Below are 25,331 nucleotides of genomic sequence, written 5' to 3'. Positions count from 1 at the left end.
AGAATAGTAGTAAATGGAGGAAATAGTTATGCAGCAAATTAAAAAAATTGGACACTCATTTTGGTATATGACACCTGTTTCGGAGACGGATAGACCTATCTTAGGAATGGTTGTTGGAAAAGAAAAGACTTTGATGATAGATGCAGGTAATTCAGAAGCACATGCACAATTGTTTTTAGAAATGTTAAAAGAGAAAAATATCTCAAATCCTGATTTTGTAGCATTAACGCATTGGCACTGGGATCATATTTTTGGATTGCCTGTATTAAAAAATGCATTGTCTATCGCACATTCTGAAACAAAAAAAGAGATGAACACAATTGTTTCTTATGAGTGGACAGATGAGGCATTGGATGCACGAGTGAAAGAAGGCACAGAAATTGAATTTTGTGCGGATTGTATAAAAAAAGAGTTCAATGAACAACCGAGAAATATTCAAATTATTCCGCCGTCCTTAACCTTTCAGAAACAACTTGAATTAGATCTTGGTGATGTGACATGTGTGTTAAAACATGTGGGTGGAGATCATTCACATGACTCCGTTGTCATTTATATTAAAGAAGAAAAGATATTGTTTTTAGGAGACTGTATTTATGCAGATATTTTTTCTTCGAAGTGGAACTATACGACGAAACGAACGTTTAAATTGATACAAGAATTAGAGGGATTTGATGCCGAGACTTATATTCTTTCACATGGGAAAGCTATAGATCGAAATGAATTTTTGCAAGAAATTCGTTTATTAAAAACAGTAGGAACATATACGGAGATACATAAAGGTGATGTAGAGAAGATAAAGGCAGCGTATAAACAAGAACTAGATAGAGAATTAAATGAAGAGGAGTTAGAAACAATAACGTACTTTGTAAATGGTTATGAAATGGTTAATCTGTAAAATCTAACTCTAATTAAATTGATGCATATTCTGACCAAATACAATTTAACTACACAAAAAGAGTATTGAAAGTTAATTCAATACTCTTTTTAATAATTAAATATCTAGTCCCAACCGAAATTCATCTCCCACCTACCGTTGGACTATCGTCCTTTACAACGCTTGAGGAAGGAGACTTCTTTCGGATAATGTGTTAAATATGAATTGGTGAAAAATCATCTATAATTTCCATCACTTCAATTTTTCCATTAATCAGTAGCTCAGGAAGTTCATTTCTAACATTTCCTTGCCAATACTCTCTAGCCTGTTCAATTTTTTGAGAAAAAGGAATAGCATCTTCTTTTGGTAAAAGGTTTCCGTCACCTTCAAAAGAACTGCCGATTACTCGTAGTTTAACAATCTGTAAAACCTCTCGATTGTAAGAATCAAATAGCGCTTTCCATTTCAAAGCATCTTCATAGCTTTTGGCAGCATATAAGCAAGACAACCTTGAAGGGGATTCAGGAAATTCTTGCAGTCTAACCATTTCTACAATAGTTTCTCTAACCGCTCTAATTGTTTGATCCATATAATCCATAACTACTTTAGCATTTTCAATATTTATATGTAATTCCTCATTGGTATAATGATTTTTTAAAATTTGAATGGAGTCTTCACCATTAGAATTTAATTGTTCTCTTTCAAAAAAGAAGTGATATAGGGTATTAGTTTGATTTTTGTTAAAGTTAATGATTTGTCCGAGGTTCATTTTTTTTCTAGTAACAATGTGATAAACGTACAATTCATTCTCTCTCATAATCTTCCTCCTAGCGTTTTTTCATATACCTAAACGGAAATTATAGAATTATTTTATAAAAAGCTTTACGGATTGCCGTTTCTCTAGGGTCATCAAACATTTGCATACCAACCCGTGTCATTGCATATGAAAAACCAACTCGATTTATTGGATCAGCAAAACATAAAGAGCCACCTGCCCCTGGATGACCAAAGCATGAAGAATTTCCATAATTAGAACCGGTTGTTAACGGCTTGAAAAATCCTAATGAAAATGCCGTGTCGACGGTTTGGACAACATCATGCCAGCCATTTTTCGTTTGGATAGGTGGTTTGGACAATTCATCTAATGTATGTGGGATTATTTCTAAGTGAGGACCACCATTAGCAAATTCGCTATATATTTTGGCCATATCACGTACTACCCCAATACCATTTCCAGATGGGAATTCTACTTCTCGTAATTCTCTTCGGTTGAAATTATCATGAGCTAATAATCCTTTTGGATCTAACATACTACGTTTTGCTAATGATTTTGGATTCATAAATGCCCATAGTAAGCTTTTAGGAAAAGAGCTGAAGTTTTTAAATATATCCAATATAGATTGGATTCCTTTAATAGTCGCAATTCGTTCATCTGGAAGAGAAGAGGGGATGCCAATATACATTTCGGCATGCAAGGGCCCTGAAATTTCTTCATTGAAAAATTGAGTAAGATTTCTTCCTTTCGGATCTACATGACGAATTAACTCGCTTATAAACCAGCCTATTGTCCAAGTATGATAACCATGTTTTGTACCAGGTTCCCAAGCTGGCTTCATAGTTTCTAAATACGGGGCAACGTTTTTTGTATCAAAGTCACTAAGTGTATGTAATGGTAATTCATTAATACAGCATAATCCCGCTGTATGTGCAAGTAACTGCCGGACTGTAATGTTTTCTTTTCCATTTCTCCCAAATTCATTCCAGTAAGTAGATACTTTTTCATCGTAATCTATATACCCTTTTGAATGAGCTAAAGCTAATGCAAGAGCAGCAAACCCTTTTGTCCCAGAAAATATGAGAACTGCTGTATCTTCTGTCCAAAATTCCTTAGTTTGGTGATCACGATAACCACCCCATAGATCAACAACACACTCACTATTGTAATAGATACAACATGCCGCCCCTAATTCTTCACGAGTTGTAAAATTTTCTATAAATGCATCCTTAACTTTTTCAAACCCAGGTTTGACGAAACCGTCAATATGAATGGTTTGTTCCATTATTTAATCTCCTTATTTTTAAGTATTGATATCGAAAAAATGGTATATGTAGTAATACAACATTGGGATATATAAAACCTTTATGAAAAATAAAGGTTTTAAACATGAGAATTTTGAGTGAAAAAGGGGAGGTGTCTGAAATCGCTTTGAGAACATTCACAAAATGTTCACTTACGAAGAGGTTTCTACTATCGATATAATGACAAAAACTTAAACAGAAAGGATTATATTGAGGTCTTTTTTGTATACGATATAATATATAAGCTATAGATTGATCATTTTTCAAATCGCAAATGAACAAACTTCAACATCTTTATTAAATTTACAATCCGCATCATTATACGTGTACTACCATCCCAATCTTTTTTTGTAGGTATATCTTTAAAGAAGGGGGAGCAGCTTAACACTTTTATATTAGAAGACCACTTTTCTATTGCCTTCGGATTATTGACATGAAAATGCATCATAGCACCGTTATTACCAGATTTTTTTACAGTAGCATTGGAAAGCTTTAGTGCAAACTTTGATTCCGCATCGAAATATAACTCTCCTTCAGGAAAACGCTTTGCCATAGCGACAATGATTTTTTTAAGTTCCTCTTCTTTAAAGTAATAAAAAACACCTGCGGATATAAAAAGGATTCCGTCCTTTGGATCATACTTTACATCGTCGAACCAAGAAGTATTAAAAAATGATTTAGCGATGCTTATATTTCGTGGTGAATCATCAATTAATATTTTACGAAAAGAGATTGCATCGGGCAAATCAAGGTTATACCAATGTATTGTACTGTTATCAACTCTTGAAAATGTAGTATCTAGTCCAGCACCGATATTTACAATAGTAGCATTCGGATGTTTACTAATAAATTGTTTTATAGTATCATCAATTTTTCGTGCGCGGGCAATGTAAGTTATGCATCCGTATTCACCAAAGGTGTCAGCTATTCTAGAGAAATCAAAATCGCAATCTTTAATAATTCGAATAGCCTCCATATCATCTAAAATATCTTTATTTTTTTCACTTCCGTTCGCTCGTCCCCAAAGTGGAATAAGCATAGTACCTTGGACTGAATGTAAATCTATTTCTTTAATCATGAAACATCCTCCGTTTAATAATAAACAATAAATTATTGTATCCGTTTAGTCGTTATTTAGCATTTTCGAGAGCATTTTATTTGTTTTATAAAGTCCGTAAGTTAAATCACGTTGATCTTCTTCATTTAGTTTTTCAAGACTATCTGTGAAATTATTATAAATTTGTTTCCATCTCTCATAATGTACTTTTTCAGCTTTTTCTGTTAGGGAAATTAAAACGGCTCGTTTATCTACTTTGTCTTGTTTTTTTACAATGTATCCATTTTGCTCTAAATTACGAACTGTTACACTTAATTGTTGCTTAGGTATGTTTAAGTAACTTGCAATCATTTTCAAATTTACAGCGACTTTTTGATGGGCAATATACTCAACTACGTGTTGCTCTAAATGTGTAAATTCAGAAGATTTCTCAGATAACAGTTTGTAAGTACCTGACATATTTAATAATAAATTCATGTATTCGTTTAATAATTCTTTATTGGTCATTATTTTTCGCTCCCTTTATTGATTTAGTAATTATTTTATTACTATTTTCATTTAAAATCAAATGATTTTATTGGTATTAGTAAATATTTATTTACTAATACGGTGTTATTTAAATCGTGAGAAATGCAGTAGAGGAAAAGTTAAAGTATTTTTATGTGAGGAGAATGTAAAGATTATAAAATATTACTTTATACATAAAAAACTAATGAATCTAATGTCTCTTTCAGATATTATGCTGTAAATAATTTTATGGTAAAATCTTTTACATAATTAAATAAAGGGGTAGTATTCTATGGGTCATTTCTCAAATAGTTTATTAGTGTTGTTTGTTCTTATAGTATGTAGCTGTATAGTTTTTGGTGGATAATATAATGATAGATTGATATAAAAGAAGGTATCTCACAAAGGTGAGATACCTTCTTTTTCTTATAATCTTGTATCTGGAATTGCTTTTAAATTAGTAGCTACTTCTGCAGTTTAAATTGCCCTTGTTTGTGGGGAAGAAAACAAATAGTCAAATTTAATATTTTGTAGTAATACTCCCAATTGCCCTGCTTGTTTATCCTATCCTAAGCTCGTTTAATAGTAATCTCGATTTTCATTGTAATTGATTTTTTCTTGAACTAACTAGCAGTTTTAGTTGAAGAAGGAAAATTTATAGTAAACATAGAAAATATTTAATGAATTAAAGTACATATGAGGTGAAAGTGATGGCAATAAAACAAACTGAAATTAAAGTAGTAGTTGGAGCTGGAGCATTTAACAATAACCCAGGTTGGATTCAAACTAAAGAAGATGAACTTAACTTATTAATTGAAACTACTTGGGAAGAACGATTTGAATATAATTCCATTACAGCCATTTTAGCTGAGCATGTATGGGAACATCTTACTTTTGAAGAAGGTGTAAAAGCGGCTAAAATTTGTTATGAATTTTTAAAACCATCAGGCCATATTCGTTGTGGTGTCCCTGATGCATTTTTCCCAGATGAAACCTACCAAAATATCGTTAAAGTAGGCGGACCTGGACCTAAAGACCATCCAGCTGCAAGCCATAAAATAGTTCATAATTATAAAACATTAACTGAAATGTTTGAAACTGCTGGATTTGAAGTAGTTTTACTTGAATATTGTGATGAAAATGGACAATTTTATTACAACGAATGGGATGCTAAAGATGGTGTTATTTTCCGTTCAAAAAGGTATGACACTAGAAATAAAGGAGATAAACTTGGTTTTCCATCGCTAATTGTTGATGCGATTAAACGATAAGTAATTCAACTAACACATGCGTTAGTTCTATAAGTTCATGAGTCGCAAATGCGGCTTTTTTTGTTTGTGCTGTAATTATTGCGGTAAAGATTCCACCATTATGCTGCATTATTAATATCTCTCAATATTATTGCCAATAATAATGTGTAATTTATGTTTTTGATAACAAAAAATTAGTAGGGATGGGGCGCGTTATATCAGATGGTGTAATTACGGGCATAATTTGCGGAGTGTGTGTATTACCGGAATATCAGTACAAAGGAATTGGAAAGGAAATAGTGGAGCGATTAAACCGGTACTGTGAGAAAAATAGAGTTATTCCTCAACTTATGTGTGTTGAGGATTTGAAGCCGTACTATGAATCTATTGGATTTGAGGAATTCTCGATTGGAATGACGAAATATATTAAACGATAGGGGGTCTTTATTTATTAAATTTTTTGTAGTTAAACCTATTTTTAGACTTCAAAAACCTAATTATAAAGCGGACTAAAGTTATGGAGATTGCTAAGGGAGTAGAGATGTTGCATCTTGAATTTCATGGGTATATTATTCATCCAATTCTTTTGTGGGATGATGATATGGCAGTATTAATAGATACTGGATTCCCTCGATAATATGAAGAAACTTATTAATTACAATGAATAAGAGCATGTTTTGAACATTATTTTTCAATAACATGCTCTTTTATCTAAGTTAACAACATTTAATTAATCAAATCATGTTTTAAGCAAACAGTTACTTTTGTATTAAGTAAATCTTAAACTATTTTTAATTCGATATTAGTTACTTAATCCATTCCAATAAAACGAAACAATTTGTTTTGCTAAGTCATCTATATCTACAAGAATAGGATTGTGATTCTCATCCTTATAATTTCCAATCGATAATAATGCTACGAAAGCATGAGCAGCTAATTTAGGATTTCCATTTTGTATTTCTTCATTGTGCATTGCGTTATAGATTACTTTTTCCAATACTTCATACATTTTATCTTCGGCATTTTTCAATTCTTTCAATTGTTCCTCAGATAAAGAGAGTTTTGCATCTTTCATAAAATTTTTCATATCAATGTCCATCGTTGCGTGTAAGTATACTTTAGCAAAGTCTAATAATCTTTCTTCCAAAGACTTATTTGTAGAGAGTATTTGATCCATATTTTCTCTTATACGAACCATCATTTGAATCATTGTAGCGGTAAATAAATCAGCTTTTGTTGAGTAGTAATAGTATACAGTTGCCTTTGTAACGCCACATTCTTTCGCGACCTCATCCATCGAAACAACTTGATAATTTTGAGTGAGAAATAATCGAGTTGCACCTTCTAAAATCAGTTCCTTTGTAGCCTTTGTATTTTTATTTTGACGGGGCCTTCCGATAGGACGTTGTTTTTGTTCCAAATACATTCGCTCCTGACATTAATTATTGAGGTTATTATAACATAATTTTTAGTCATTCTTGATTAATTAACTGACCAGTATATATAATTAATAGTGGGAGAAAAAAGGAAGGTGGGTTTTTATGAAAAAACACCAGTTAAGCACGTTAGGGAAGCTTGTAGCAGGGAAGCACACGCAATGGATAACATTAGCGGTATGGATTCTTATTACATTAGTACTTTCATTTACGTTGCCCCAAGTAAATAGTACAAAGGATCTTAATCCGAAGAATTTACCTGAAACAGCTATGTCACAACAAGCTGAAGCACTTATGAAAAAAGAGTTTCCTAATAATGCAGGAAACCCGTTGTTAATTGTATGGCATAGAGATGGTGGGTTAGAGTCAAAAGACTACAAATTAATACAGGACGTTTATAAAGAGTTAAAAACGGACCCTTTAAAAGAGCAATCATTGTTACCACCATTTGATACAATCCCTGAGCAAGTGCTTTCGAAAAATGCATCAAAAGATGGTACATCATTTGTCACACCAGTATTCTTTAATAAAACTGCTGGAACGGATATATTAAAAGGTAATTTAGAAGAGTTAAGAAAAATAGTGAATAGTAAGGAGGATGAAGATCCATTTAAACAAAAAATTAGTGACTCTGGCTTACATGTTCGATTATCTGGACCTGTAGGTATTCAAACGGATGCGGTAAGTTTATTTAGTCAAGCTGATGTGAAATTATTAGTTGCTACTGTACTACTTGTGTTGGTTTTATTAATTTTATTGTATCGCTCTCCAATTTTAGCAATCTTACCTTTACTTGTTGTTGGCTTTGCATATGGAATTATCAGTCCGACACTGGGCTTTTTAGCAGACAATGGATGGATTAAAGTTGATGCACAAGCTATATCGATTATGACAGTTTTACTATTTGGAGCAGGAACGGACTATTGTTTATTTCTTATTTCAAGATATAGAGTGTACTTATTAGAAGAGAAAAGTAAATATAAAGCATTGCAACTTGCGATAAAAGCATCAGGCGGAGCGATTATCATGAGTGCACTAACTGTAGTACTAGGGTTAGGAACATTATTACTTGCACATTATGGAGCTTTTCATCGATTTGCAGTCCCATTTAGTGTCGCTGTTTTCATCATGGGAATTGCTGCATTAACAATTCTTCCGGCATTATTATTAATTTTCGGTAGAGCTGCATTTTTCCCATTTATACCGAGAACTGATGAAATGAATGAAGAGTATGCAAATAAAAAAAAGAAAGTAGTAAAAGTAAAAACTACAAAGGGGGCCTTTAGTAAAAAGCTTGGCGATATTGTTGTACGTAAACCGTGGACAATTATCATGCTAACCGTAGTTTTATTAGGAGGATTGGCTTCATTTGTACCACGTATTCAATACACATACGATTTGTTAGAATCCTTCCCGAAAGATATGCCATCACGCGAAGGATTTACATTAATTACTGATCATTTTTCAGCTGGAGAATTAGCACCAGTAAAGATTGTAGTTGATTCAAAAGGAAAAGATTTATCTATTAAACAAGAATTAGAGAAATTATCTTTTGTTAATAAAGTGAAAGAACCAATGAGGGGAAAAGAAAACAATCAATTGCAAATGTATGAAGTTTCTTTAGTGGAGAATCCATATTCTATAGAAGCATTAGATCAAATCCCTAAATTAAAAAATAGTGTAGAAAAGGTATTAAAAGAAGAAGGCATTTCTAACGCTAAGAATCATTTGTGGATTGGCGGAGAAACAGCTTCCTTATATGATACAAAGCAAATTACTGAGCGTGATGAAGCAGTAATTATTCCGGTTATGATTAGTATCATAGCTCTACTTTTACTCGTGTATTTACGTTCAATCGTTGCGATGATTTACTTAATTGTAACAGTTGTTTTATCATTCTTCTCTGCCTCAGGAGCAGGGTGGATTTTACTTCATTTTGGGATGGGGGCTCCTGCAATACAAGGTGCGATCCCGTTATATGCATTTGTATTTTTAGTTGCCTTAGGAGAAGACTATAACATCTTTATGATTTCTGAAATATGGAAAAACAGAAAAAAACAAAATCATTTAGATGCAGTGAAAAATGGTGTTATGCAAACAGGAAGTGTGATTACATCAGCAGGTTTAATTTTAGCGGGAACTTTTGCAGTGTTAGGTACGTTACCAATTCAAGTTTTAGTTCAATTTGGTATTGTAACAGCGATTGGAGTTTTACTCGATACGTTTATTGTTAGGCCGTTACTTGTACCAGCAATTACAGTTGTTTTAGGGCGCTTTGCTTTTTGGCCAGGGAAACTTTCTAAAAAAAGAGAAGAAGTACAAAAAATGAATATATAATATAGAAGAGCCAAGGATATTTTCTTTGGCTTTTTTCTAAATGTAGATGAAGTTAGTTATTTTTTGAAGTAAGATCATCAGTTACAGCGTAGTCAACATCTTCAATAGTCGTTTCTGACATTCCGTATAAGCCGTTCATTGCTTGTACTTCCACATTAAGATTTACAGTATTATTATTTTGAATAGATGTAGTGTTTTTGATAACATTTGCTTTTTGATTTGCATTTTTGTCATTCAAGTATGTATCCTTCAAATATCATTTGATTTATTAATAGTATGTGGATGGATTTCCAGAAATATGTGAATGAATTTTGGCGGATGTTATATAATTAAATAAAAACTTGGGGTTAAATTTAAACTGTAAGGAGTGAATAGTTGTGGTGAAAGCAAGAAAATTAGCCTTCTAAAATAAAAAAATTTTAGGAGGTTATTAATAATGAAGTTTCATGTAATTGATAGAGAAAGTTGGAATAGAAAGCATTATTTTGAACATTATTTAAAATTAAAATGCACGTTTAGTATGACTGTGAATGTTGATATTAAAATATTATTAGAGGAAATACATCAAAAGGAAATTAAATTTTATCCGACTTTTATTTATTTAATTTCTAGAGTGATAAATAAATATAAAGAATTTCGAACATGTTTTAATGAGGATGGAGTTTTAGGGTATTGGGAGGAAATGATACCTAGCTATACAATCTTTCATAAAGAAAATAAGTCTTTTTCAAGTATATGGACAGATTATTCTATTAATTTTCATACTTTCTATAAAAACTATGAAGAGGATATAAGATGTTATGCTAATGTTCATGGTCTCTTCACGAAAGAAAATATTCCGCCAAATGTGTTTCCAATCTCTAGCATACCTTGGACTAGTTTTACTGGATTTAATCTTAATATTAATAATGATTGTGATTTTTTATTACCAATTATAACTTGCGGAAAATATTTCAATGATGGAAGCAAGGTTATGCTACCTATTTCACTTCAAGTACATCATGCGGTTTGTGATGGATATCATGCGAGTCGATTTATAGAGGATTTACAGGAGCAAGTTAATACTTGTAACGAGTGGCTTAAGTAATATCTAATTTTTAATTATATAAAATTGAAAATAAATAAAAAGAAGAGAACATGTTTATATTACATGTTCTCTTCTTTTTATTCATTGATACTAAGTGACAGTGGAAAATATAGGTTGATTTGTAGTTTAATAGTAAAGAGAGTGATTGATTTTAATTTCCTTTATTTTAAAATTATTTAAGGGTTCAAACGTTTTAGTAGGGGGCGAAGTAAAGTGAAATTCGTAAGTATTGAAAAAGATGAGATCCTAATTGATAATATGGCAAAATTGTATTGTAAAGCATTTGAAAAAACAAATTTCAATGAAATGATCGAGCGAATGAAAAGACATATAGAATATCCAGGTTTTAAAGGTATATTAGCAATAAATGATGAAAATGAAGTAGTTGGTTTTACTTATGGTTATCGCTCTATGGAGGGACAGTACTATAATCAATTAATGAGAGAAGCGTTAAATTTAGAGCAAGTAGAGGAATGGTTACAAGATTGTTTTGAATTTGTAGAATTAGCAGTTCACCCACAATATCGAAATGAAGGTATTGGAACGAAATTACATAATGAAATATTAGAAGGAATTTCAAATAGAACGAGCGTTTTAACAACACAAATAAACAATGATAAGGCGCGTTCTGTATATGAAAGATTAGATTGGGTGAATGTATTGGAGCCATTTCATCCAAGTAAAAATGATGTTCCTTATGTAATAATGGGAAAAGTATTAAAAACTAAAGTAAATTAATAACGTTTTTGTTCACATAAGTTATTGGTTTGTAATGATAAAGGGGAAAATGAAATGACGATAATATCTATAGAAAAAGCTACAATTTTAGATGCTGAAAAGTTAACAAAAATAATGACAAAAACATTCGATGAAGAAGCAAAACGTTGGCTATGCGGACAAGATGATGTAATTGATTATAACATTCAGCCACCTGGATACTCTTCAGTTGAAATGATGAAATATTCGATTGAAGAACTGGATTCTTTCAAAGTAATAATGGATAAAGATATTATCGGGGGAATTATAGTTACAATCTCTGGTAAGTCGTATGGAAGAATTGATCGTATTTTTGTAGATCCTGTTTATCAAGGAAAAGGAATTGGATCGAAGGTTATTAAATTAATAGAAGAAGAATTTCCAAACATAAGGATTTGGGATCTCGAAACATCGAGTAGACAAATTAATAATCACCACTTTTATAAAAAGATGGGCTACCAAACAATTTTTGAATCGGAAGAAGAGTATTGTTACGTGAAAAGAATAAAGACAGCTTCACACGAAGAGAACGTAGTTAAAAGTGAAGATATGAAAAATAGACAATACGAAAACTGTAATTTAGCAAATACAGAGTATTATCAAGTGAATTTAAAAAATAGTTCAATTGTTGGTAGTAATGTAATGAATATGAATATGAGTAATTGTAATGTAAGTCAATCAAAGTTTAGAAATATAAATTTTAGAGGGTCCTCATATGCAGATTTAAATCTTTCTGGTAGTAAGTTTAATTTGGTGACATTAGATGGAGTCCAATTTAAAAATACAAATCTTGGAGACGAGAAGGAACCTATTTCATTCGATACATGTGATTTGGAAGGTAGTACAATAAGTAATAGTAAGCTTCAAAATCTTAAAATAGAAAATTGTGATATAACTGGTATGAAAATAAACGGTATTCCAATAGAAAATCTACTTAAGTTGTATAATCAGGTGAAAAATTAAATAGACCCTAAGTATGTTAGATGTTCAAATTTAAAATGTTTTGCTGAAATAATTATATAAAAATAACATAAAGAAAAACGTATGAGAAGGATTATAGCGAAGGATATTAGAATCTGTTATTTATAGGGAGGGAAGAAAAATGGGAATCAACGTTAGAGCAGTAGAAATACAAGATGCTAGAGCAATTCATCGTATATGTATACAGGATGACGTTTTACCTTATATGGTTTTCTTACCTAGCATGCGTGTGGATGCGATGGAGAATAGAATTCGAAATTTAGCACCGAATCAATTTGAATTTGTTGCAGAATATGATGGGGAAGTTGTTGGATTTGTCGGTTTAACCCAAAGTCCAGGACGTAGATCTCACTCAGGAGATTTATTTATTGGGGTAGACAGCGAATATCACAATAAAGGAATTGGAAAAGCGTTACTTACAAAAATGCTTGACCTTGCTGACAATTGGTTAATGTTAGAGCGAGTAGAACTTGGGGTATTAGACACGAATCCCGGAGCGAAAGCATTATATGAAAAGTTTGGATTTATTGAAGAGGGTGTAAAGATTGGGAATTTGAAGGCTCATGGGAAATTTGTTAATGAAATTATGATGAGTCGTTTTAGACCAAATGGTTTGATTGTACATAGTCAATAAAATATCAATTTTAATACAAGAAAAAGCATGACAAATCTATGTCATGCTTTTTTATTATTAATCACGATTCGGTAGCTTCGGCTGGAGTAAAAATAAGCTTAAACCAATGAAAATAAGTGAAATCCCTGTACCTTGTTGCAGTGATATCGTTTCATTCAAAATGAAATATGCTAATATACAAGTTCCAATCGTTTCTCCTAATATACTCATTGAAATAACTGTAGTACTCATCCATTTTAATAACCAATTGAAAATTGTTTGTCCTAAGATCGTCGCAATGAATGCTAGACCTAAAAAGGACCACCATGTTTGTACAGAGTAATTGAAGAAAGATGACTGCTGCATATAAGCAAATATGCCGAGTAGGAGTGAGCTACTGCCATAACTTATTACTGAATAGGGTATAAGAGATAAATTTTTACGAACGTGTTGACTAATGAAAAAGTAAGCTGTTATGATTCCGGCTGCTATAAAAGCTAAAATATCTCCATATAAAGCTTCGCCACTAATTTGGAAATCTTGCCATCCGATTACGATACTTCCTGAAATTGCAATGAGGCAGCCTATAATTGCACCTTTCGTAAACCTTTCCTTAAATAAAAAATAACCTCCGACCATTGAAAATAAAGGTTGCAAAGTTACGATAACTGTAGAACTAGCTACAGAAGTATACTGTAATGATTCAAACCAAAGTACATAATGTACAGCTAGAAATAGTCCTGATAAAAGACCGAATCCCCATTGTTTTTTTGATAATGAGCGCAGTTCAATTCGATTTTTTGTATTAAACATGAGAAACGGTAAAAGAATTAGCGTCGCAAAAAATAATCGGTAAAATGCGATGATTGCAGCAGGAGCATCCGCTAATTTCACAAAAATTGCTGAAGTTGATAAGGCGAATACACCGAAAAATAATATGAAATATGAAAGAAAAGGTGATCTCATAGTTTGTCCCTCCGATAGATTGTTTATTATAATAAACTAAATAAGATATAATGTACAAAAGTAAGTATATAAGTCTTGGATGAGATAAGGAAGGATTATTTGTTTTTGTTTAGTATGTCAGCACATAAGGAACAAAACATACAATATGATGGACGAAAGGAAGTTTTTACTATGATACATTATCGACTCGGACAGACTGTATTGAGTTATCGTAAGAAAAATAATATGACAATTCGTGAATTTGCTGATTATGCAGGAATCAGCACTTCACTTATTAGTCAAATTGAAAGAGGGCATGCAAATCCTTCTTTAAATGTATTGGAATTAATAGCGAAAGCATTAAATGTACCATTATTTACTCTTTTTATTAACGATATTGATACAGATTCGCTCATTTCAAAGAAAAAGGATCGTAAAAAGGTTTATCGAGAAAATAATGATCACATTGTTTACGATGTATTAACACCAGATTTTATGAAAGCTCGTATTGAAATGTTAATGATGGATTTAAATGGATATGCAAATACAACAGAAAGTCACTATTCCCACGAAGATAAGGAAGAAATTGCTGTTGTAATGAAAGGGGAAGTATATGTTGAATTAGAAGGGAATGAATACTTTTTAGAGGAAGGAGATGTCGTACGTATTCCTCCTAATGTGAAACATCGCTTTTTGAATAAAAGTGATGAAATGAACCACATCTTATTTGTGTTAACCCCATCATTAAGTTAAAAATATTAAATAAAATGGGGAGTAGCCCTCTAAAATTATAGAGGGCTACAAAGGAATAACATGATAGAAATCTGAAGTACCTAAATATGCGTGTGTAATTGTTTTTCTCTAGGTAAATATTGTTTACTTAAGGCAAATATACACTTAAAATTCATTTCCGCCAATAAAAAAACTAAATAATTAGAATATTTAAAGGTGAAAAATTTGATAAAAAAATAAACAAAAATAAGATAGTTCCATGACTATCAAACAAAAAAACTCAGATGAACAAAGAGTGAAAATTTTTAAGGCCTTGGCAGAGGTGAAACGCATCGGAATTGTACATTATTTGTTACATACTAAATATGGTAGAAAATTATAATGATCTGTAATAAGGGACTTAGTGAAATCTCTTTTTTGTTAGTAGTGTATTTTTTAAAATATGTAAGATTTTACATATACATTATACTTTTACTTACTATGTAAGTAGGCTATACTAAAATACATACATTTTGAAATTGGAGCGAATAAAGACGAAATGGAAATAGTAAAGTTAGAGAAAGTAATTGAAGTGAAAAAAGAAGAATTATTGAATCTAGTCTCAAATTATGGACTTCAAGACGAAAAAGTAATAGCACTTAGCCAAGAAATTGACAAATTAATAAATTGGTTTATGTTTTTAAAATAGAAAGAACTATGACATGGTTTGTATATGTTATAGTTCTTTTTTATATGGTAATTTAGAAATATGTTCGATATACTATCAATAAACAGAATATTCCATCTAAACGGAGGGAGATAAATGATTTTACATACGCATATTTCAGGCGAAGGTGAACCAATTGTGCTTTTACATTCAGGTGGAATGACAGGCTTAGTAGAGTTTGAAGAACAGGCAGAATTTTTTACAGAAAAACAGTATAAAGTAATCCGTCCTGATTTGAGAGGGCATGGAGAATCAGGAGGTAAATTAGATAACTATTTTCTTTGCTCTGCTGATGATTTGAATGATACGCTAGAACATTTGCAAATTAATAGTTGTCATATAGCGGGTGTTTCACTAGGAGGATTAGCGGCTTTACTATTTGCAAAAAAATATCCAGATAAAGTGAGGACATTAACTTTTTCAGGTATCTTTCCAGTTATGCGAGATAATTGGGAAGAGTCTCAGGAGTATGAAGCAAAGTGCCATCAACAGCTGATGGAAAATATAGAAGTTGTAACTTATATGAATCAAATTCATGTGAAAAGCGATTGGAAAGCATTGCTTGAATCGTGGCAAGTTAAGGATTGGTACCCATTTCACGAAACGGGTGATGTAACTAATCTTCAAGTACCTACACTGTGTGTTGTCGGTGGAGATTCAGAAGATGAAGTTATGGCTGCTATGACGTTTAAACAATTAAATAATAATATACATATTGCGGTTATTCCGTTTGCAGGTCATCTAGTACATAGCAATCAACCAGAAATGTATTCGAATATATTGTCTAATTTCTTACAGAATGCGCAAGCTGCTAGTCGAGTATGATGATTTTTGGGTATAATAATATAGGATTTATTAATTGTATCGGTTAGGAGCGCAGCAAATATGAAAACAGTCGTTGTCATCGGTGGAGGTATTACTGGACTTTCTACTATGTTTTATTTAGAAAAATTAAAGAAGGATTATAATATAGATTTGAATTTAATCCTTATTGAGAAAGAAGAGTATTTAGGTGGTAAGATCCACAGTGTGGAAGAAAATGATTTTATTATGGAATCAGGGGCAGATTCTATCGTTGCTCGTAATGAATATGTTATGCCGCTTGTAAAAGAATTGAATCTAGAAGATGAAATGGTATATAACGAAACAGGTATTTCCTACATATATTCTAATAACATATTACATCCCATTCCGTCTGACACTATATTTGGGATCCCTATGAGTGTTGAATCATTATTTAGCAGTACGCTAGTCTCAACGAAAGGGAAAATTGTTGCTTTAAAAGATTTTATAACGAAAAATAAAGAGTTTACGAAGGATACATCACTTGCTGTATTTTTAGAAAGTTTCTTAGGGGAAGAGTTAGTTGAAAAACAAATCGCTCCTGTGCTTTCAGGTGTATATTCTGGTAAATTGAATGAGCTTACAATGGCATCTACATTGCCTTATTTACTGGACTATAAGAATAAATACGGAAGTATTATTAAAGGTTTTGAAGAGAATAAAAAACAGTTTCAGTCAGCAGGAAATAAGAAGTTTGTATCATTTAAAAGTGGACTATCTACGATTATTAATCGCTTAGAAGAAGTGTTGACTGAGACGGTCGTTAAAAAAGGCGTTGTAACGACGACTGTAAGTAAACAAGGAGATCAATATGAGATTTCTTTGGCAAATCATGAGACAATTCAAGCAGATTATGTTGTTTTAGCAACTCCGCATGATATTGCACAAACTTTATTACAGTCTAATGAGTTAAACGAGCATTTTAATAAATTTAAAAATTCATCGCTTATTAGTATTTACTTAGGTTTTGATATACTAGATGAACAATTACCAGCAGACGGCACAGGGTTTATCGTAACAGAAAACAGTGATTTACATTGTGATGCTTGTACATGGACGAGTCGGAAGTGGAAACATACGTCGAGTAAACAAAAGCTGTTAGTAAGAATGTTTTATAAGAGCACAAATCTAGTATATGAAACGATTAAAAATTATAGTGAAGAAGAATTAGTACGAGTTGCTTTATATGATATTGAAAAGAGCCTCGGAATTAAAGGCGAACCGGAAGTAATTGAAGTTACAAATTGGAAAGATTTAATGCCGAAATATCATTTAGAACATAATCAAGCTGTTCAAGGATTACAAGAAAAATTGACAGCTCTTTATCCTAAAATATATTTAGCTGGCGCTTCATATTACGGTGTCGGAATTGGTGCTTGTATTGGAAACGGAAAGAATACGGCCAATGAAATAATTGCTACATTAAGTGAAACGCATAATGAGTAGTTTTAAAATACATAAACAAAAACATCCCTCCAGCAAAAGAAGAGGGATGTTTTTATTTTACAGTAAGTATTATTTCTTTATTTGTTTTGTTATCTTGCTGAATTGTTAATGTTACTTTTCCAGATTCTTTAAAGGTGTATGGTGGTAGTTGATAAATTTCTTCAATTTTATGTTTTTCTTTTAACGTACTTGTAGATATGGGCGATATAGTAGGTGCCCAAGTTTCTTTTTTACCGGAAGGGTAGTCGATTTTTATTTGCGGGTGTTCTAAATGTATTGGTTCCCAAGAAACAAAATACACTTTAGTTTTCACATCTTTTTTCAGTAATTCTTCTGAGAAATAACCGAATTCGCCAACATTACCGAAAACAGTGTGATTTTGATTTTGGAATTGTATATCTAAATGACTAGGTTGATACGTTACTGCGTGATAAATCCCGTATGAAAGAGAAAGTGCGGCAGCGATTAAAATACCAATTGAAAATGTCTTAAAGCTATTTCCTTTAAAACTTGTCATCATGAATGAGTTTGGTGTGAATTTTTTTGCGAATAAAAAAATGAGTAAAATAAATAGAAGTGCTAAGCCAATGAAAATATACATAAAGTTTATACACCTCCGTAAGAAGAGTTACAACCTCCTAAATTATAACATAAAAGTATATGTTAGGAGGTTGTTTTTACAGGGGAAAAATACACCTGTGTCTATCTCTTCGTTAATGAGTTAGATACACTTCTCAGACTTACCGGATTTTCAAGTGAGAATGGAGACAAACAGCACGTTGTTATTGGGTGTTAGTTGCGTATAAAGAAAAAACAAAGAGAAAATCATCTCTTTGTTTTTTCTAATTTCCAAGAGCCAAATATTAATAAGCTACCAATAATAAAACAAATGACAATATTGACTGTTATTAAAACAAGGAACAACGGAATTTCGTTATGGATTCCTTTCCCAGTAAGGACTACGAATACGTCATTTAATGGTATACGATATATGTAACTAAGTACTAATATAAACGTAATTAATAAAATTTGATTTATCATACTTCCTAGTTTAGACCAGCGATTACGAAGTAATAAGCTAGAATCTTTAAGGGAACTAGTAGCGGCGTATGCGAAACGATTTAATTGTCTTGCTTGTAAAGATGAGAAGAACCCGACTAGCAAACCACCGATTGGTAATGTCCATGATAGCATTGTACATAGTATACCTAATAATGCGCCCACATTTGTTACTGTTATCGGGTGATAAGAGTTAAAGTGATGGAATAGTTTGGATCCTAAAAATAAGGATAAAATAATCCCGATTCCATATGGTAAATAAACGCCATAAATCATGAAAGTGCTGCTTTCCTGTGACAGTGCAAAGAATGTGCCGTACAATAAGAAAAAATTAACGATCATTCCTTGTGTAAATCCAAAGTAATAAATAAACTTAGGTAATTGAAACTGAAATTTTACTTTAGTGATGTATACAGTTAGTAGTGCTATTGCAACAAGGATGGTGACGATTAATAGTACAAGTAGCAGTTGTAAATTTATTTCACGAGTTGCTTTCATAAGGAAAAGTAGCGTAGTAAAGAGAATGAATAATAAAAATGAAGGCACTGAAAAATGGAATGAGTTCTCTACTGTGACTTCGTATGTTGGCATTTTTCTTAAGGATAAGTAACAAATACAAAGAGCGATTCCGTAAAATATAAAAGCTAAACTTGGATGGTTAGAGTTAGCAGTAAATAAAATAAGTGGAACAATCAATATAACTGTTAAAAGTGCAAAAAGATATTGATTCATTTTCATTTTACTACCAAATAAAAATTTTTCATGATATTGAGTTGTTGTATAAAGTGGTAATAAAATACTTGATGCGATTCCCATAAAAAGGGCAGAGAGTTCAATCCAAATTGTTGAAAAAGTAGCTAAAGACCCGCATAAAGTTCCGATTATCGCAAGCGCAAGAAAGTGTAATAATTGTTCACGTGCGTTTATTTTTGTTTTAAAAGAATGAATAAGAAAAGCGCCTGTATATTTAAAAGTGTAGAAGATAATGAGAGGGAACCAACCATTTAATAGTGTGTTGTATGAATTTCCGATAATGATAAAAAGGAAATAAGGTAAAAAGATAATTGTGTTCATGAGAGCGTATGTAAAATAATTATATTTTGTCATAAAAATAACCTCTTTGCAGTTGTTAATGATTTGAAATTCAATTTATAGTAATTATAGCATAAGGCGAAAATGGTAATCAAAAAGCAAGAAGGTATATTCTTAGTTTATATAGAATAAAAAGGTTGAGTGTCATTAGAAATGTTTGATTAGTGGGACATTGAGGACTTTCCTAATTATAAATATTTTTTCTGCTATAATAAATTAGTAGAGAGAAAGGAGTGATCCTATGGCATTTCCTGTGTTAGAAACAGAACGCTTGCGCTTAGTTGAAATAGAACAATCGTATTGTCAAAAAATATATGAAATATTTTCATTAGATGAAGTAACGTGTTATTATGGTATGAATTCTTTTACTGAGTTCGGACAAGCTTCACGTATGATTGAATCTTTTTCGAAAAATTACTATGAGAAAAAGGCAATACGTTGGGGAATCGTATTAAAAGAAACAAATACTTTAGTAGGGACAATTGGATTAAATAATTTACAACTTTGGAGTAAACGATCTGAGATTGGATATGACCTACATCCTCGTTATTGGGGAAACGGCTATGCTTCAGAGGCAGCTAGGGAAATCATTACTTATGGATTTCAAGAGTTAGGTTTATTTAGAATTGGAGCTATTACATATCCTGAGAATATTACTTCTTGCAATATGTTATCTAAAATAGGCTTCCAAAAAGAAGGCTTGTTACGTGGGTACATTCATCAAGGTAATCAACAACATGATGCATTAATGTATTCTATTGTAAGAACAGATGTTGAGGATATTCATTATTAATAAAAAGCCCATCTTATTTAAAATAAGATGGGCTTGTAAAAATTAACCTAACTTAGGTAATAAACGTTCTCCGCTTTTCATGTTACTTTTACATAAAGGGCATTTAGGCTCTTCTTCAAATGAAAAGTTCTTTCTCATCCATCCTAAACAATCCTCTGATTCACATTCCCAAACAGGGGTTTGTTCTGGTGGTACTTCTGCTACATCGTTCTTTCGATTGCGATACATGTAACCACTCCTTTTATGTAAAAAATTTTAGTTATATATTAAAAAGGTTGTTAACCGAGCTGGTAACAACCTTTTTATTGTTTAAATTATAGCTTTACAACGTTTTTAGCTTGAGGTCCACGGTTACCGTCTTCAACTTCAAAGCTAACTTCTTGACCTTCGTCAAGAGACTTGAAGCCGTCGCCAGTGATAGCTGAGAAGTGAACGAATACGTCGTTACCGTCTGCAACTTCGATGAAACCGAAACCTTTTTCGCTGTTAAACCATTTTACTTTACCTGTTAATGTCATGGTAATGCCTCCTAAAATTTAAAAAGATTACAATATGATCGGCCTTATTTGAATGAAAATAAAAGTTCACATATTATCAAAAACCCATAAGGAGTACAAAATGTTCCTGATTGATACTTGATAATATGCAAAGAAAGTATAGTGTTAAATTGACCTTAATTACTATCTTACAACAAATGGTGTGAAATAGCAAGTGTTGGAAAAATAAAGAAAAAATAGGGTGATTTATAGCAAAAGGCACAAAGACATCTCTTTTATTTATATATTATTCCTAATTTGGATTTATGCTAAAAATTGATGTAAGAAAAAATGTAGAGTAAATATTAATAATGTATTCTTTGTGGTAAAATATGGTTTATTCATTGATAGTAATTAAATATTATAAAAGGAGGAGAGAGAGTTGAAAAATGATTCATTTAATATAATTGAGGCAGCAAAAATAGGGAGGAGAAAAGTACACCCAATTTTTGCTGTAATATTAGCTATTATATTTTTGACTTTAGGCGAACTTTTTATGTTGTTTATGCTATTTTTACCGAAAGCTGAAACGACATTCATGAAAGGGATTTATGATAATGTTAGAATGCTGTTAACATTTGGAGGAGCTATATTCATTTTATTTATATGGGTTCGTTTTGTAGAAAAAAGACCTTTTTCGTCCATTGGTTTTTGGAAAGAGCAATGGATGAGAAAGTATTTGAAAGGTGCGTTAATAGGGTTTGTATTTATTTCAATACCAGTTATTCTACTACTATTAATGGGAAGTGTAAAATTACAAGTACAACATATTACCTCAACAGTGATAGTAGGAATAGTAGGATCTTTAGTTGCATTTTTAATACAAGGGGCAACGGAAGAAATTATTGTACGAGGTTGGTTATTCCCGGTTCTTTCTGTTAGAAGTCGTATATGGGTTGGAATAATTGTTACTTCTTTTTTATTTGGTTTTCTTCATCTACTCAATCCAGGAATTACAATATTATCTATATCGAATATAATATTAGTTGGTGTTTTCGCAGCTTTATACGTATTGAAAGAAGATGGCCTGTGGGGAATATGTGCATGGCACTCAATTTGGAACTGGGCTCAATATAATGTATATGGTTTTGCGGTTAGTGGTACAACTGTATATTCCACTCCAATTTTTAAGTCTATAACAAATGGACCAGAAATATTGCATGGAGGCTCATTCGGAATTGAAGGTAGTATTATTACAACAATTATGCTCTCTATCGCTTCAATTGTTTTATGGAGACAGTTATGGGGTAGAAAAGCGAAACAACGAGATTTTAGTTAATGAAAGTGGGAGAAACTATGGGGATTTTAGCGTTTGAAGGAGCGAGTGCTGTTGGTAAGAGTACAACGTGTCGTGAATTAGAAAAAAATTATGGTGCTTATATTATACCTGAGGTTAATTTTTTATTTGAAAGACCAAAAAATGAACATAGAACATGGTATTTTGAAAAACAAGTAGAGCGCTGGAATATAGCAATGCAGAAGTCGCAGCAATATGAGTTAGTAATACTTGATGGGGATATATATCAGCCGCTTAGCTATAATTGGTGTTTCCATTTTGATGTATTTAATCAACCGTTATCTTTAATAGAAAACTTTTATAAAGAAAAGATGATAAATAGGGAAATTGGTTTTCCAGATCAATATTTTTATTTATACACGAATGATGAAGAACTTAGAAAACGGAAAGAATCTGATGAGACGAAAAGAAGAAGGAACTTTGAAAAACATTTACATATATCAAAATCATTTCAGTGTTATTATGAAAATTTAAATAACGTTACAGAAGGATACTGCAAGTTAATCGAAGCGAAAAGCGTAAGAAATAATGAATTGGAAATTGTGAAAAGGTTAAAGGACTTGAAAGTGAATGAAGAAAGACGTTTTGATGTTTCGAGGCTAGCTGCTATTACGAAGTGGTTAAAAGAGAATCGTGCATATTAAAAAGCGGCGGGTGCCCTATAAGGCACCCGTTGTTTTTTATTTAAATGCAATATGTATACATCTACTTTATGTATTAACCTGGCATAAAGTTAAAGTAAGTATAATTGTAAGAAATAAAATTTGGTTATTCGACAGAATAATCTTTTAATTTACTTACAAAAGAAATACAATATAAGGAAATCTATAAAAGCTTTCCTATGTAGTTTAGGAGGAATAGGTGTATCAAAGTATTAAAAGGTTTATTGAAATAATTCTATTAAAGTAACTAATTATTACTGGTGAAAGGAGACTAAATTTAAGCATGAAGAAAGTTATTATTTCGGATCTAGATGGGACTCTATTAAGAAGTGATAAAACCATTTCAGAGAAATCTATTAATATTTTGAGGGAATGTAAAAATAAAGGGAGTGAACTGATTTTTGCCACGGCAAGACCTCCAAGAGCCATTAACCAGTATATTCCAAGTGCGCTAAAGAATGATATTATCATTTGTTATAACGGGGCTCTTGTACTTAAAGGTAATGATACTTTGTATAAAAAGGAGATTTCTAAAAATGTCATTTTAGAAATTATAGAAAAAGCAAAAAAGTATAACTTAAATAATATTTGCATTGAAATAAATGATAAGCTGTACTCAAATTTTGATGTTACTGATTACTTTGGCAATGTGCCGAATGAAGTTATAGATGTAAGAGAGCTAGACTTCAAAGAAGCTTTTAAAGTGATTCTTTGTACGAAGGGTTCAATAAATAAGAATTTAATTAAAGAACTTCCTGCCGAATGTAATGCAGTCATTACAGATAACGGAACATTGTGTCAAATTATGCATGCGGAAGTTTCAAAATGGAATAGTATTCAACATGTTCTTCAGCACCTTAATTACGAGGCATCTGACGTAATTGCATTTGGAGATGACTATAATGATATGGAAATGATAGAGAAGTGCGGTATTGGTGTAGCGATGAACAATGCTGTTGAGGAATTAAAATCAGTCGCTAAATTTATTGCAAAAAGTAACGATGAGGATGGCGTTGCTACATTTTTGGAAAGTAATAATTTTATTTATGTTAATTAGTGTGAGGAAATGAATGGCAGTAAATTGTAAAAAAAAGAGATGCTACACCTGTTTTTGATAGATATAAACTATGAATAGGGATATTTGGGAGGAAACAAGCGGGATGAAAACACTATTTAAAATATTAGGGATTATAGCTGGGATGGCGGTAGTTGGAGTAGGTTTAACGTATGGTATGCTGTATTATATGAATCATAGTAAACCGACAGCAAAAAAGACATCGCCGGCAGCTCCGGCAGTAGAAGTGTTAGCTGATAGTAATGTGAAAGCGGAAGATGCAAAGCTTTTAGAAAATGGGAATTATTCGTTACCGAATAGTGGTTTTAATAAAAATTTTAAATGGACTGATGAGAACATACAGACTGCATTACATGAAATGACACATCAAAAAACGAAAGCAGATCAAAAGTGGGGATATATTTTTATCACACAAGAACGTATTGAAAGTTTACTTGATATTGTAAATAGCAATGATCTTGTACAAAGAAGTGCATATATAGAGATTTTAGAACGATGGAAACAAGGAAAATATGAAAAGGTCGATGCTGATCATAACAAGATTTGGAAATTGCAAAGCGGGAATTTAGGAGAAGGAAAAGGAATTATGTCACAAGCGGAACAAAAAGAATTAATTAATCAAGTATTTATGCAAAAAGGTACATATTCAGGTAGTAAATTAATTGCAGGTGGGGGACAATCTAATAAATAAGATACATATCGATTTTGAAACATCTTTGTTGTTAAAAGCGCAAAGGTGTTTTTTATTGACATTAGAAATAAATGGGGATATATTAGCGTGATGATATTCTCACTTTCTATAGAAAAGTTAGGAATTGCAATTGCTATACATATAATTTGGAGTTTATTTATTGGATTTGGTCAAGCTTCATTAACGGCTTTAGTTTCAGAATTAAAACCAGCCGTGCAAGGGACTGTTATGGCGTTAAATAGTTCTGCCATGTATATTGGTATGACTATTGCTTCGGGAGTAGCTTCACTTGCTGTAAGTAATGGATTACCGTTTTCTTCTTTAGGAATAATGTGTGCAATTGCTAGTTTACTTGTTCTTCCAATCGTATATGTTCTAGTTAAAGAAAAGGAAACATCTAATAAAAAGAAGATGAGTATCTAAGTTATCTATTAGAAAAATGAGTTAATATTCTTCAAAGGGTATCAACTCATTTTT

At 31.8% G+C, this 25,331-nt stretch carries 27 protein-coding genes and 3 pseudogenes; 19 read left to right on the top strand and 11 right to left on the bottom strand.

Annotated elements, in window-relative coordinates:
- Positions 1 to 28: 28 nt before the first annotated feature.
- The gene (locus tag U860_RS0125290; RefSeq protein ID WP_025150709.1) at positions 29 to 895 is read left to right on the top strand and encodes an MBL fold metallo-hydrolase; all 867 of its coding nucleotides are present in this window, start codon (positions 29 to 31) and stop codon (positions 893 to 895) included.
- A gap of 193 nt (positions 896 to 1,088) precedes the next feature.
- Here U860_RS0125290 and U860_RS0125285 read toward each other — a convergent pair whose 3' ends face one another.
- The 4 genes from U860_RS0125285 to U860_RS0125270 all read right to left on the bottom strand — a co-directional run bounded on the left by U860_RS0125285 (position 1,089) and on the right by U860_RS0125270 (position 4,517).
- Positions 1,089 to 1,691, bottom strand: coding sequence for a DUF2441 domain-containing protein (locus U860_RS0125285; RefSeq protein ID WP_025150708.1), 603 nt, complete (start codon positions 1,689 to 1,691; stop codon positions 1,089 to 1,091).
- A gap of 40 nt (positions 1,692 to 1,731) precedes the next feature.
- Entirely contained in the window at positions 1,732 to 2,934 is a 1,203-nt protein-coding gene (locus tag U860_RS0125280) for an EstA family serine hydrolase (RefSeq protein WP_025150707.1), read from the bottom strand.
- A 275-nt stretch (positions 2,935 to 3,209) separates the two neighbouring features.
- Entirely contained in the window at positions 3,210 to 4,031 is an 822-nt protein-coding gene (locus U860_RS0125275) for a class I SAM-dependent methyltransferase (RefSeq protein ID WP_025150706.1), read from the bottom strand.
- Positions 4,032 to 4,076: 45 nt separating this feature from the next.
- Positions 4,077 to 4,517 (bottom strand): winged helix DNA-binding protein, encoded by a 441-nt coding sequence (locus U860_RS0125270; RefSeq protein WP_025150705.1) that lies wholly within the window; start codon positions 4,515 to 4,517, stop codon positions 4,077 to 4,079.
- Positions 4,518 to 5,227: 710 nt separating this feature from the next.
- Here U860_RS0125270 and U860_RS0125265 point away from each other — a divergent pair.
- From U860_RS0125265 to U860_RS35360, 3 genes and pseudogenes are all read left to right on the top strand, one after another.
- On the top strand, positions 5,228 to 5,788 hold the full coding sequence (locus tag U860_RS0125265; protein ID WP_033795480.1) for a protein distantly related to SAM-dependent methyltransferase: 561 nt from the start codon (positions 5,228 to 5,230) through the stop codon (positions 5,786 to 5,788).
- Between the two features lie 146 nt (positions 5,789 to 5,934).
- Positions 5,935 to 6,204: pseudogene (locus U860_RS0125255) on the top strand (GNAT family N-acetyltransferase); the annotation flags it as partial.
- A gap of 80 nt (positions 6,205 to 6,284) precedes the next feature.
- Positions 6,285 to 6,398, top strand: a pseudogene (locus U860_RS35360) (MBL fold metallo-hydrolase); the annotation flags it as partial.
- A gap of 171 nt (positions 6,399 to 6,569) precedes the next feature.
- On the opposite strand, the gene U860_RS0125245 reads toward U860_RS35360, so the two are convergent.
- The gene (locus U860_RS0125245) at positions 6,570 to 7,187 is read right to left on the bottom strand and encodes a TetR/AcrR family transcriptional regulator (RefSeq protein ID WP_025150702.1); all 618 of its coding nucleotides are present in this window, start codon (positions 7,185 to 7,187) and stop codon (positions 6,570 to 6,572) included.
- A 121-nt stretch (positions 7,188 to 7,308) separates the two neighbouring features.
- On the opposite strand from U860_RS0125245, the gene U860_RS0125240 reads away from it, so the two are divergent.
- Complete coding sequence (locus U860_RS0125240) at positions 7,309 to 9,540, top strand: MMPL family transporter (RefSeq protein ID WP_025150701.1); 2,232 nt, start codon at positions 7,309 to 7,311, stop codon at positions 9,538 to 9,540.
- 52 nt (positions 9,541 to 9,592) lie between these two features.
- Here the strand turns inward: U860_RS0125240 and U860_RS0125235 are convergent, their stop codons facing one another.
- Positions 9,593 to 9,778 (bottom strand): DUF4021 domain-containing protein, encoded by a 186-nt coding sequence (locus tag U860_RS0125235; protein WP_025150700.1) that lies wholly within the window; start codon positions 9,776 to 9,778, stop codon positions 9,593 to 9,595.
- 198 nt (positions 9,779 to 9,976) lie between these two features.
- On the opposite strand from U860_RS0125235, the gene catA reads away from it, so the two are divergent.
- From catA to U860_RS0125215, 4 genes are all read left to right on the top strand, one after another.
- A complete protein-coding gene (gene catA, locus U860_RS0125230; RefSeq protein ID WP_025150699.1) occupies positions 9,977 to 10,627 on the top strand; it encodes a type A chloramphenicol O-acetyltransferase in 651 nt (216 codons plus the stop codon).
- A gap of 213 nt (positions 10,628 to 10,840) precedes the next feature.
- On the top strand, positions 10,841 to 11,365 hold the full coding sequence (locus tag U860_RS0125225) for a GNAT family N-acetyltransferase (RefSeq protein ID WP_025150698.1): 525 nt from the start codon (positions 10,841 to 10,843) through the stop codon (positions 11,363 to 11,365).
- Between the two features lie 54 nt (positions 11,366 to 11,419).
- Complete coding sequence (locus U860_RS0125220; RefSeq protein ID WP_025150697.1) at positions 11,420 to 12,346, top strand: GNAT family N-acetyltransferase; 927 nt, start codon at positions 11,420 to 11,422, stop codon at positions 12,344 to 12,346.
- 139 nt (positions 12,347 to 12,485) lie between these two features.
- Positions 12,486 to 12,998 (top strand): GNAT family N-acetyltransferase, encoded by a 513-nt coding sequence (locus U860_RS0125215; protein ID WP_025150696.1) that lies wholly within the window; start codon positions 12,486 to 12,488, stop codon positions 12,996 to 12,998.
- Between the two features lie 57 nt (positions 12,999 to 13,055).
- Here U860_RS0125215 and U860_RS0125210 read toward each other — a convergent pair whose 3' ends face one another.
- Positions 13,056 to 13,943 (bottom strand): DMT family transporter, encoded by an 888-nt coding sequence (locus U860_RS0125210; protein ID WP_025150695.1) that lies wholly within the window; start codon positions 13,941 to 13,943, stop codon positions 13,056 to 13,058.
- 114 nt (positions 13,944 to 14,057) lie between these two features.
- Between U860_RS0125210 and U860_RS0125205 the strand changes: the two genes are divergently transcribed.
- The 4 genes from U860_RS0125205 to U860_RS0125190 all read left to right on the top strand — a co-directional run bounded on the left by U860_RS0125205 (position 14,058) and on the right by U860_RS0125190 (position 17,649).
- Positions 14,058 to 14,675 carry an XRE family transcriptional regulator gene (locus tag U860_RS0125205; RefSeq protein WP_205206366.1) on the top strand — a complete coding sequence of 206 codons (618 nt, stop codon included), beginning with the start codon at positions 14,058 to 14,060 and terminating at the stop codon, positions 14,673 to 14,675.
- Positions 14,676 to 15,192: 517 nt separating this feature from the next.
- Positions 15,193 to 15,342, top strand: a complete 150-nt coding sequence (locus U860_RS0125200; protein ID WP_002171929.1) for an aspartyl-phosphate phosphatase Spo0E family protein — start codon at positions 15,193 to 15,195, stop codon at positions 15,340 to 15,342.
- Between the two features lie 114 nt (positions 15,343 to 15,456).
- On the top strand, positions 15,457 to 16,185 hold the full coding sequence (locus U860_RS0125195) for an alpha/beta hydrolase (protein ID WP_025150693.1): 729 nt from the start codon (positions 15,457 to 15,459) through the stop codon (positions 16,183 to 16,185).
- Positions 16,186 to 16,245: 60 nt separating this feature from the next.
- Positions 16,246 to 17,649 (top strand): protoporphyrinogen oxidase, encoded by a 1,404-nt coding sequence (locus U860_RS0125190; protein WP_025150692.1) that lies wholly within the window; start codon positions 16,246 to 16,248, stop codon positions 17,647 to 17,649.
- Between the two features lie 52 nt (positions 17,650 to 17,701).
- On the opposite strand, the gene U860_RS0125185 is transcribed toward U860_RS0125190, so the two are convergent.
- Positions 17,702 to 18,250 (bottom strand): hypothetical protein, encoded by a 549-nt coding sequence (locus U860_RS0125185; RefSeq protein ID WP_025150691.1) that lies wholly within the window; start codon positions 18,248 to 18,250, stop codon positions 17,702 to 17,704.
- Positions 18,251 to 18,474: 224 nt separating this feature from the next.
- Positions 18,475 to 19,815, bottom strand: coding sequence for a hypothetical protein (locus tag U860_RS0125180; protein ID WP_025150690.1), 1,341 nt, complete (start codon positions 19,813 to 19,815; stop codon positions 18,475 to 18,477).
- Between the two features lie 226 nt (positions 19,816 to 20,041).
- Between U860_RS0125180 and U860_RS0125175 the strand changes: the two genes are divergently transcribed.
- Entirely contained in the window at positions 20,042 to 20,593 is a 552-nt protein-coding gene (locus tag U860_RS0125175; protein ID WP_002171934.1) for a GNAT family protein, read from the top strand.
- Between the two features lie 42 nt (positions 20,594 to 20,635).
- Here U860_RS0125175 and U860_RS0125170 read toward each other — a convergent pair whose 3' ends face one another.
- Together U860_RS0125170 and cspD are read right to left on the bottom strand one after the other, a co-directional pair.
- Positions 20,636 to 20,821: a cold-shock protein gene (locus tag U860_RS0125170; protein ID WP_000286200.1), complete on the bottom strand. Its 186-nt coding sequence runs from the start codon at positions 20,819 to 20,821 to the stop codon at positions 20,636 to 20,638.
- 86 nt (positions 20,822 to 20,907) lie between these two features.
- Entirely contained in the window at positions 20,908 to 21,111 is a 204-nt protein-coding gene (cspD, locus tag U860_RS0125165) for a cold-shock protein CspD (protein ID WP_000176365.1), read from the bottom strand.
- A 400-nt stretch (positions 21,112 to 21,511) separates the two neighbouring features.
- Here cspD and U860_RS0125160 point away from each other — a divergent pair, with 400 nt between their 5' ends.
- From U860_RS0125160 to U860_RS0125140, 5 genes and pseudogenes are all read left to right on the top strand, one after another.
- On the top strand, positions 21,512 to 22,408 hold the full coding sequence (locus tag U860_RS0125160; protein WP_025150689.1) for a type II CAAX endopeptidase family protein: 897 nt from the start codon (positions 21,512 to 21,514) through the stop codon (positions 22,406 to 22,408).
- Positions 22,408 to 23,070, top strand: coding sequence for an AAA family ATPase (locus U860_RS0125155; RefSeq protein WP_025150688.1), 663 nt, complete (start codon positions 22,408 to 22,410; stop codon positions 23,068 to 23,070). The genes U860_RS0125160 and U860_RS0125155 overlap by 1 nt, the downstream gene beginning before the upstream one ends.
- A 301-nt stretch (positions 23,071 to 23,371) precedes the next feature.
- Entirely contained in the window at positions 23,372 to 24,145 is a 774-nt protein-coding gene (locus tag U860_RS0125150) for a Cof-type HAD-IIB family hydrolase (RefSeq protein WP_025150687.1), read from the top strand.
- A gap of 103 nt (positions 24,146 to 24,248) precedes the next feature.
- Positions 24,249 to 24,854 carry a PRK06770 family protein gene (locus tag U860_RS0125145; protein WP_025150686.1) on the top strand — a complete coding sequence of 202 codons (606 nt, stop codon included), beginning with the start codon at positions 24,249 to 24,251 and terminating at the stop codon, positions 24,852 to 24,854.
- An 81-nt stretch (positions 24,855 to 24,935) separates the two neighbouring features.
- Positions 24,936 to 25,277: pseudogene (locus U860_RS0125140) on the top strand (MFS transporter); the annotation flags it as partial.
- Positions 25,278 to 25,331 lie beyond the last annotated feature (54 nt).

The organism is Bacillus sp. H1a (assembly GCF_000633475.1).
Classification (GTDB): Bacteria; Bacillota; Bacilli; order Bacillales; family Bacillaceae_G; genus Bacillus_A; species Bacillus_A paramycoides.
The sequence above is the reverse complement of the archived record's forward strand: the minus strand, read 5'-3'. Positions and strand labels throughout refer to the sequence as shown.